Genomic DNA, 830 nt, shown 5'->3' on the forward strand with positions numbered 1-830 from the left:
CGGTCCCGGCACCGGACGAGCCGGTGGTGCCGGCGCCGGTGGTGCCGGCGTCCGCGCCGCCGGACCCACCCGTGGTGGAGCCGCCGGAGGTGCCGGACGGCAGGGTGGCGTCCTTGTCCAGGGAGATCGCGACACTCACCGGGTCCAGCGCCTCCCCCGACCGGTAGAAGCCGCCGAACGCCTTGGCGCCCGCGGTGGTGAGCGCCGCCGGCACGTCGGTGAGGGTGACGACGCCCTTCTTGGCGCCCTGACCGCCCAGCGTCTTGCCGGAGAGGGTGAGGGTGGCCAGGGTCAGGTCGTCGTAGGTGCTCACCTTGCCGCTCTCCCGGTCCTTGCTGGAGACGTCGGCGACCAGCGAGCCCTTGCCGCCGCCCGCGGTGACCCGCAGCTCGGACAGCTTCAGGTCCAGCGCGTACGCGCCGCCCTCCTTGTGGGCGAGGAAGCGCACGCTGCCCTTGAAGGCCGTCTCCAGTGCGGGGGCCTCGGCGTCGAAGCTGCCGGTACCGTCGGGGAAGCGGTAGCCGCCGCCGTTGACCTCGGCGCCGCTGCCGGTCTCCACCGTGCCGCCGCCGATCGGTCCGGTGACGTAGCTGCGGAAGGACTTCTTCACCCCCCAGTCGAGGGTGCCGTCGACGATCTTGCCGGACGCGGCGGGGCGCTCCGCGCCCGAGTCCGACCCGCCGGAGCCGCCGGTGCTGCCGCCGGTGCCGGTCGTACCGGTCGTCGAGGTGCCGCCCGAGTGCGAACAAGCCGTCGAGCCGCCGGGGTCCGAGCCGCCGGAGTCCGGGCCGCCGCCGGAACCGCCCGAGTCGGAGCCGCCCGAGTCGGAG

Annotated in this window: 1 protein-coding gene; it reads right to left on the reverse strand. The window is 75.1% G+C overall.

The annotated features are described in order from the left end of the window. A partial coding sequence (locus tag ACYVE9_RS29000) for an HtaA domain-containing protein (RefSeq protein ID WP_461030853.1) occupies positions 1 to 830 on the reverse strand: 830 nt, incomplete at both ends.

This window comes from Streptomyces sparsus, from assembly GCF_054776295.1.